The sequence below is a fragment of the Leisingera sp. genome (assembly GCF_034669605.1).
GTDB lineage: Bacteria > Pseudomonadota > Alphaproteobacteria > Rhodobacterales > Rhodobacteraceae > Leisingera.
Genome location: NZ_JAXMOX010000207.1, coordinates 1 through 7,765, shown reverse-complemented (window position 1 = coordinate 7,765; position 7,765 = coordinate 1). Strand labels below are relative to the sequence as shown.

6 protein-coding genes and 2 pseudogenes are annotated in these 7,765 nt (G+C 60.7%); 3 read left to right on the top strand and 5 right to left on the bottom strand.

Annotated elements, in window-relative coordinates:
- The 3 genes and pseudogenes from VOI29_RS20300 to VOI29_RS20290 form a co-directional block, all read right to left on the bottom strand.
- Nucleotides 1-206, bottom strand: a 206-nt coding sequence (locus VOI29_RS20300; protein ID WP_323782993.1) for a hypothetical protein, incomplete at its 3' end; no start/stop codon positions are given.
- Between the two features lie 80 nt (nucleotides 207-286).
- A pseudogene (locus VOI29_RS20295) lies at nucleotides 287-1,280 on the bottom strand (IS110 family transposase).
- A gap of 224 nt (nucleotides 1,281-1,504) precedes the next feature.
- Nucleotides 1,505-2,473 carry a GlxA family transcriptional regulator gene (locus VOI29_RS20290; RefSeq protein WP_323782990.1) on the bottom strand — a complete coding sequence of 323 codons (969 nt, stop codon included), beginning with the start codon at nucleotides 2,471-2,473 and terminating at the stop codon, nucleotides 1,505-1,507.
- Nucleotides 2,474-2,561: 88 nt separating this feature from the next.
- Here VOI29_RS20290 and VOI29_RS20285 point away from each other — a divergent pair, with 88 nt between their 5' ends.
- Nucleotides 2,562-3,764, top strand: a complete 1,203-nt coding sequence (locus tag VOI29_RS20285; protein ID WP_323782987.1) for an MFS transporter — start codon at nucleotides 2,562-2,564, stop codon at nucleotides 3,762-3,764.
- A gap of 25 nt (nucleotides 3,765-3,789) precedes the next feature.
- Here VOI29_RS20285 and VOI29_RS20280 read toward each other — a convergent pair whose 3' ends face one another.
- Nucleotides 3,790-4,290 (bottom strand): hypothetical protein, encoded by a 501-nt coding sequence (locus tag VOI29_RS20280; protein ID WP_323782983.1) that lies wholly within the window; start codon nucleotides 4,288-4,290, stop codon nucleotides 3,790-3,792.
- Between the two features lie 111 nt (nucleotides 4,291-4,401).
- Nucleotides 4,402-6,444: an amidohydrolase gene (locus VOI29_RS20275; RefSeq protein WP_323782980.1), complete on the bottom strand. Its 2,043-nt coding sequence runs from the start codon at nucleotides 6,442-6,444 to the stop codon at nucleotides 4,402-4,404.
- Between the two features lie 130 nt (nucleotides 6,445-6,574).
- Between VOI29_RS20275 and VOI29_RS20270 the strand changes: the two genes are divergently transcribed.
- Both VOI29_RS20270 and VOI29_RS20265 read left to right on the top strand, forming a co-directional pair.
- The gene (locus VOI29_RS20270; RefSeq protein WP_323782977.1) at nucleotides 6,575-7,318 is read left to right on the top strand and encodes a helix-turn-helix transcriptional regulator; all 744 of its coding nucleotides are present in this window, start codon (nucleotides 6,575-6,577) and stop codon (nucleotides 7,316-7,318) included.
- A 250-nt stretch (nucleotides 7,319-7,568) separates the two neighbouring features.
- Nucleotides 7,569-7,765: pseudogene (locus tag VOI29_RS20265) on the top strand (transposase); the annotation flags it as partial.

The following is a 7,765-nucleotide window of genomic DNA, read 5'->3' as shown; positions in this document are numbered from 1 at the left end:
AGGACAAGCGTGCGGTCGTATTGAACAGATTTCGGCGTATTGAGTGAGTACGACATGACCAGTTCTCCTATCATTGGCATGGCGCAGCCTATCCGCTCTGCGCCACTAATCATGGGATCTGTTTGCGTGGTGATCTGCCACTGGCCCTGATGATTTCCGCAAGCGAGGTTCCAATCGGCTTCACGGCCTAAAGAGGCCATCGTCATTCCCGGAGTGTCCTTGCTTTTGGTTGACTTTGTTCCGCGTCATCACATCATGCGTCTTGCATTTCTGGCAGGTTTCCCGATCAGGTGACCGGCTGCCGGTAATTCTCCTGTCTCGTCAGCATTGCCCAGATCACGCGCGCCGTTTTGTTTGCCATGGCAACTGTTGCAAGCCGGACCGGATTTCCAGCGAGCATCCTTGCGGTCCAGATATCGACTTTCTCGGGATGGAGTTTTGCCATCAATGCGCGCGATGTCATGCCAACGACAAGGAGTTTTCTGAGGTAGTGATCTCCCTTCTTGGTAATCCGCCCAAGCCTCTCTTTGCCGCCACTGGATTTATTGAGCGGGGTTAAGCCCAGCCAAGCGGCCAGATCTCGTCCGGTTTTGAACTGTTTGGCGTCGCCGATGGTCGCCACAATAGCTGATGCCGTGATTGGGCCAATCCCAGGCACCTGCATCAATCGCCGCGCATTGGCATCGTTTCGGGCATGGCTTTCAATCAACTTGGAAAAGCCTTCAATTCGGGCGCTGAGCCCAAGGAGTTGATAACACAAGGTACCGAGAACCCCGTTCGCCAGTTCCGGAATTTTAGGTAGATCGCCTTCAAGATGATTTTTGGAAAAGCGGACCATAGCCTCGACCCCGGTTGGAAGAACATAGCCGAACTCACGCAACATCCCACGTATCATGTTCGAGACCTGGGTTCTCTGGCGGACGATGAGCTCGCGCGTGCGGTGTGCCGTCAAAAGGGCCTGCTGATCTTCCGTCTTGATCTCGGAAAATCTCATTGTCGGGCGGCCAACTGCTTCGCAGATTGCCTCCGCATCCACCGCGTCAGTTTTCCCACGTTTGACATATGGCTTGACGTAAGTTGCTGGCATCAAACGAACATCGTGACCTAACTTCCGAAGCTCACGCCTCCATGCCCGCAACACAAGGCGGTAGGCTCTTGAAGAACTCTAACAGTTTTGCGCGTTTGATCTTCTTGTTGAAGACCTTGTCGCCGGTCACAGAAACTCCATGAACCTGGAAAACATCCTTGGCTAGATCCAGTCCTATGGTTTTTACTTGCATTGGGTGGCTCCTCTCAAAAGCAGATTTTGACACCTGCAGTATGGCGCATTGCGACGCCGGGTGGAGCAGGAGCCATCCACATCATCCGCTTTGGGGATGGCACTGCGGGCGCAGCATTGCGGTATATATGGATTTAGACCCGGCCGCCCGAGCGTTCTGAAAGCCAGCAAGGACGCTATTACAACAGCTGACCCATGTCACCCGGCCGTCGCCCCGGGTGCGCCTTATCCGAACATCTTGGCGTAATCCGCTGCTGTAACCCCAAGGTGGCGGACGAACGCGCGGCGCATCCGCTGGGCATCGCCAAAGCCCGACCGCGCGGCCACGGTCTGAATCGGCGTCCCAGAGCTGAGACCATCCCTCGCGTGCTCGACCCGGATCCGCTCAACAAACTTCGATGGGCTGCTGCTGGTCGCGGCGTGGAAGCGTCGGGACAGTGTTCGTTCGCTGGTCGCGGCCGCGGCCGCCATCGCCGCCAGCGTCCAGTCGCGGGATGGGTCCGAGACGATCGCCTCGACCAGCAAGGCAATCGCGGGCTCTGCGGAATGCTGCGCGTCGAGGGCGGGCGAGAACTGCGCCTGACCGCCTGAGCGGCGGGTTTGGACGACAAGCTCGCGCCCAACGGTGAGCGCGACTGTGGGCCCGTGGTCGCGCCGGATCACCGCGAGGGCCAGATCGATGCCCGCCGTCACGCCGGCCGAGGTCATGACGTGCGGATGCTCGACGTAAATGCGGTCCATCTCCCACCGCACGGCGGGAAACCGATCCCGAACCATGGCGGCGCGCGACCAGTGCGTCGTCGCCGCCAGCCCGTCCAGAACGCCCGCTTGCGCGAGCAGGAGCGCGCCCGAACACACGGCGATCACGCGCCGTTCCGAGCGACCCTTTGTCCAAGCGGAGACCGTGCGGACGAGTTCCGTACTCATCAACTGCGGATCGATCCCGACGCCGCCCGGCACAAGAAGGTCGTCTGCATCGGACTTGGCGTCGACCGGTGCATCAGCGGTCAGACTGAGTCCGCAAGACGCACGCACCGGTTTGCCGCCCATGCTGACAAAGCGCGGGACGTAGAGCATCGAACCCTCCCGCCTTGCTTCCGCAAAGGCTTGGACAGGGCCTGAGACGTCGAGCGCGTTAACACCGTCAAACAGCAGTACGTCGATGCGCCGGGAGGGGCAGGTAGGTTTGGCCATTTTTGATGCCTGAATGACATTCCTGCCACAAGCGTTACGCCCTACCTTCGCCTTGTGTCAACTAACTTCGCCGAAAAGGGACGACGCGATGAAGATCACGACTGAGAGAACACAGGCGAGCGCCCTGAACTTCGCGCTGCTCTTGGGCGCGAATGCCGTGCTCGGCTCGGCCATGCCAATGCTTATCATCCTTGGTGGGCTGGCGGGGCTGACATTGGCGCCCACGCCCGCCCTCGCCACGCTGCCCGCGTCCGTCCAAACCCTAGCGGGCCTTGTGGCGGCGGCGCCGTTCTCGCTTATGATGGGGCGCTTCGGCCGCCGGGCGGGGTTTGTGGCGGGCGCGGCGTTGGCTGCAACGGGCGGGGCGGCGGCGGCCGTTGGCCTCCTCTGGGGCAGTTTCCCGCTTCTGCTCCTGGGCCATGTCGCCCTCGGGGCGGCACTGGCCTGCTTCCAGTTCTTCCGTTTCGCCGCTGCGGAGGTCGTGCCGGACCGGTGGCGGCCGGTTGCGATTTCACTGATGCTGACCTCCGGGCTGATCGCCGCCTTCGCGGGGCCGGAGGTCTTCACTCGCACCAAGGACGCGCTCGCTCCGGTCCCGTTCGCGGGTGCCTATGCCGCTGTCGTCGTGCTGAGCGCGGCCGGCGTGCTGCCACTCCCCTTCGTGCGCGGGCTGGCGCGGGCGTCCCGGACGGAGGGGCCCTCTGCCCCGTCCGCCGGCGTTATGGCCGTCCTGCGGCGCCCCACAGTCGCAGTCGCCATCGCCGCAGCAGCGGTCTCGCAAGGCGTCATGATTCTGTTGATGGTGCCGACGCCGATCGCGATTGTCGGTTGCGGCTTCGCCGAGGCTGCCGCGGGCGATGTTGTGCGCTGGCACGTGGTCGCCATGTTCGCACCCAGCTTCGTGACCGGCTTCCTCATCAAGCGGTTTGGCACCACCGCCGTCGTTGCGACAGGGCTCGCTCTTTTGGGCGCGTCTGCGGTGATCGCCGCCTCGGGACTGACGATCATCCACTTTTACGCCGCGCTGGTCGTCCTGGGCGTCGGGTGGAACCTCGGGTTCGTCGGCGCGACCGCGCTGCTGGCGGACGTGCTCGCCCCGTCAGAGCGCGCCGCCGTTCAGGGCATCAACGACACCGCGATTGCGCTCGCCGCGTCGATCTGCGCCTTCGCCTCCGGTGCCCTCGTGGTCGGCGCGGGCTGGACTGCGCTTGCGCTCGCCGCGCTGCCCGTGGTCGCGTCGATGGCGCTGGCACTGCTGTGGATCATGCGCGGAACCAAGGTCGCTGCGTGAACGCCAGAGAGAACAGTTCGGATTGCTATACCCGCTGAACCGAGCCTTCGTTGAATACCATGGCGCGGACCAGTGCCTCGGCGTCGAATTCCCGGCGCGAGGAGCGCAGAGTGCGTTTCAGGGTCGTGCCGATCCCCAGTTCACACCAGAGTTCTTGGAGCGCGAAGACGTCGCCAAAGCTCCGCCCCGGCTCATGGATGACCTCGGAGGCAGTGTTTTCGGCCCGGCCAACAGCCCGATTGGGACCGTTGATCAGCGGCTCCAGCTTTTCCGGGGTGAGGTCGTCGAGGCGTCCGTGGTTGGCAATGACGCGCACGCGAACCTGACCGCGGTCATTGCGGAAGGACACGACCAGTTGCAGGTACTGACGGCCGCCAGTCTTGGTGATGCTCTTCTGCGTTATGTGGCGAGAGCCATCACCGCCTGAGCCCTTATATAAATGATGAATACGAGTACGGCGTGTGACGGCGCAAGCCGCTGGAAGCATCACATCATCTAACCCTAACCCATTGAAATAGCTACACACCCTAATCGCAGGAATTTCAAATCCGGCTCGGAAGTGTCGAACTTGGGGGTATCAGGTTTTGAAGCCCGGGCGAAACTGCCCAGGCTATTGTCTTGGACAATCGCAATTGCTTCAGCGTGCGTCGTGGATAATCTCACCGTCGAAGACTGTGAGCAAGACCTGGGTCTCGGCGATGTCCCAAATCGTCTCCACCTTCTGCGATAGCGCTTCGATGTCGGTATCAATCATGATCAGATCCGCACGTTTTCCCGGCTCCAGCGACCCGGTCAGATCCTGCTGCCCCATCGCAATCGCACCGTTCACCGTATAGGCGGCCAGAACGTCGTCCAACTCCAAAACTTCCTCGGCGTTGACCGCAACCACCACGGTTTTCTGGTTTTCATCCTGGGAAAGCGGGTTAGCCGGCAGCAGATCTGCCCGTATCAGGCCAGCCGCCATGTTAACGAAGGGCTGCGGTGACGGCACATCCACCGGCGCATCGCTGCCGGCAGCGACAATGCCGCCGGCATCCCGGATGCTGCGGAACGGGTACACCCGATCCCCCCAAAGGCCATCTTGGCGGTAAAGCTTGTCCATATCTACCAGTGAATCCACGTTGTTGATGAAGGGGTTGACCGTGGTGTCATATTCCCAGAACGGCACCGCCCAGGCCATGGTCGGGGTCACCACAACAGCCATTTCGCCAATGCGCGCAATCTCCTCATCGGAGACAAACTGGATATGTGCGAGGTTGTGCGGCAACCCGCTGCTGCCGTTTGCGCTGCGCGCCGCACTGATGGCATCCAGCGCCGTTTTCACCGCGCCGTCGCCAATCGTGTGCATATGAACGGTAAAGCCCGCAGCGTCAAAGGCGGTCACCGCGCGGTTCAGTTCCTGCGGCGAGAACTCCAGAAGCCCGTAGCGCTTTTCGCATTGCGAGGCATCATGGCCATGGGCCGTCCGAAAGGCATCGGCCGCCGCAGGGATCGCATAATCAGCTAGATGGGCGCGGGCTTCGCTGCAGACGTCGCCGTCCTGATCGACATAGCCCTTGATCTCCATTTCCTCACCCATTACCGGCTCTAGATAGGGGTTCAGCATCGCTGCGGTCTGGGTCGGATATTCCACCACGCCGTCAACGAACATCTTGATCCCGTCCGCCTTGATATACTCCGCCCCCTCGAACCGGGCCCGCATGGCACCGGCATGGGCCATGGCGGCGTCGAGATCGAGTTCGCGGGTGCGCCCGCCCATCACGTTGCTGTCGATATGGGTGTTGAGCCGCAGACGGAACTTCAGCAGATCCTGCGCTTCCAAATATTCGTAGACCTCTGCAATCTGGTCAGAAACCCAGGCGTCCTGGGCCGAGGTGATCCCGTTTGACGCCATCAGCGCGGTCAGATCATCCAGCACAGGCTTGTAGTTCTCGAGGCCCGCAACCGGGGCGCCGATTATATGGCCGGCAAAATCCTTCGCGGTGCCATCCGGATTGCCATCGGCATCAATGTTGAAATACTCGGCATAGGCGGCATAGTCCGTTTTCAGGCTGGCCGCCGTTACCGGGGTCGGCTTGCCGGTATCAGGATGATGTGCCTGCGCCAAGGCGGCGGTATTGGCCCCGAAGGCATGCCCGTCGGACCCTTCCAGCAGGATCGGTGTCGTGGCCGAAACCGCATCCAGCGCCGCAATGACGCTTGGGTAGGTCTCGGTCACGCTCAGCAGCGAGGGCGGGTTGAAATATTTGCCGATCAGCCAGCCATCGCTGTTCAGCTCGGCCTCTTGCAGGCAAGCCCGCAGCTTGGCCACAGTCGCGCCCATGTCGACTGAAGCGCCTTCGAAATTGCATTCGAATTTTTCGCCCTTGTAGATTGGATTGATAGCAAACAGCGGATGGATATGCACGTCATGCAGCCCGGGCAGGATGATCTGCCCCTCGGCATCAATGACCTGGGTGTCCGCTCCAATGAAATCCTCTGCCGCGTCATCGTCGCCGGTGAACAGAATGGTGTTGCCTTTCACCGCAATCGCGCTGGCCTTTGTGCGGTTTTCGTCCATCGTCAGGATACGGCCGTGCTGAATGACCAGATCCGCCGTTTCCGCAATCGCGGTGCCGCCAAATCCGCTGCACACAAGGCTGATCGCCGTGCTGCAGGCGAGGTGATTGAAGTGTTTCATGCTGTTCCCTGTCGTCTTGCTCTTCCTGGGAACAGGCTAGGCCGCGCGGGAAATCCCGGGCAATGGTAATAAACGTTGCGGCTGGACGCTGGTTGGGCGACAGTAGCGTCTACTAGCGTCAGGAGAGGCCATGCCCTCAAACCTTTCACAAAACCTGAGCACACTCACCAGTTATGGAAATTCGGTGGCCGACATCTGCCGCCGCGCAAATCTGAACCGGACTCAGTTCAACCGCTACCTGACCGGCCAGTCCCAGCCATCTCTGCAAACCCTGCGGCGGATCTGTGATTTCTTCGGTGTCGACGAGCATGAGATCTTCATAGCGCCAGAGGCCTTCCGCGAGCTGGTCCGGCTGCGGCCGCCGATGCTGGCTGCGCGGGACCCGGCCACCGGTTTTGCCCGGCGTCTGTTTTTGAACCAAAGCGAACCGGCAGCGCAGACCGGTTATTACCAGGGCTACCTCACCGACCCGGCAGATCCTTCAAATGTCTACGTCCAGCTGGTCAAAGTGGCGCAAAGCGGCCGCGGCACGGCAGTCAAGATCATCGCCCGCTATCCCCGGGACCAGATCAACCTGCCTAAGCGGCTCAAATTCGAGGGCATCGCCACGCAGCAAGCCGGGCGTCTGTTCTGTGTCATTCAGGAGAGCAAGATACGGAAATCAACCTCTTGCATCGTGCTGTCGCTCGGGGATTTCGACAATTCCACAACGCTGGCCGGGTTAATTCTCGGGACCGAGCCGGAAACCGGAAATGAGATCACAACTTATCAGACGGTCTGGCGGTATCTCGGCAAAACCCCGGACCTGCGCGCCGCGCTCAAACGCTGCGGGGTTTATCTCGCTGCCGAAGCACCAGCTGATTTGACAAAATAGCGCATACGCCGCGAACGCGTTTTTGCCCCGCGTTGTAATTGTTGAAACCCGACACGGCAAAAAAATAGCTTGCGATCTTCTGCAATTGAAACGTTTAAATGACCGGTGAGAAATTGGCCGCGCCGCCGAAGTTTCGTTGCCGCAACCGCGAGCATCCTTTTCGGTTTTCTGCACTTACATGCTCTAGGGTCAGGATGCATTGATTTCCGCCGCACTGCATGATTCACGGCTCGGAAAATGGAGCTGTGACATGAGCGATCTTTTCTGGCTGACCGACGAGCAGATGGCCAAGCTCACCCCTTTTTCCCGAAGCCGCATGGCAAGCCTCGGGCCGATGACAAACGGGTGCTGAGCGGGATTATCTTCATCAATCGCAATGGGTTGCGCTGGCGAGATGCCCCCGACGCCTACGGGCCGCACAAAACGCTCTACAGCCGGTGGAAGCGT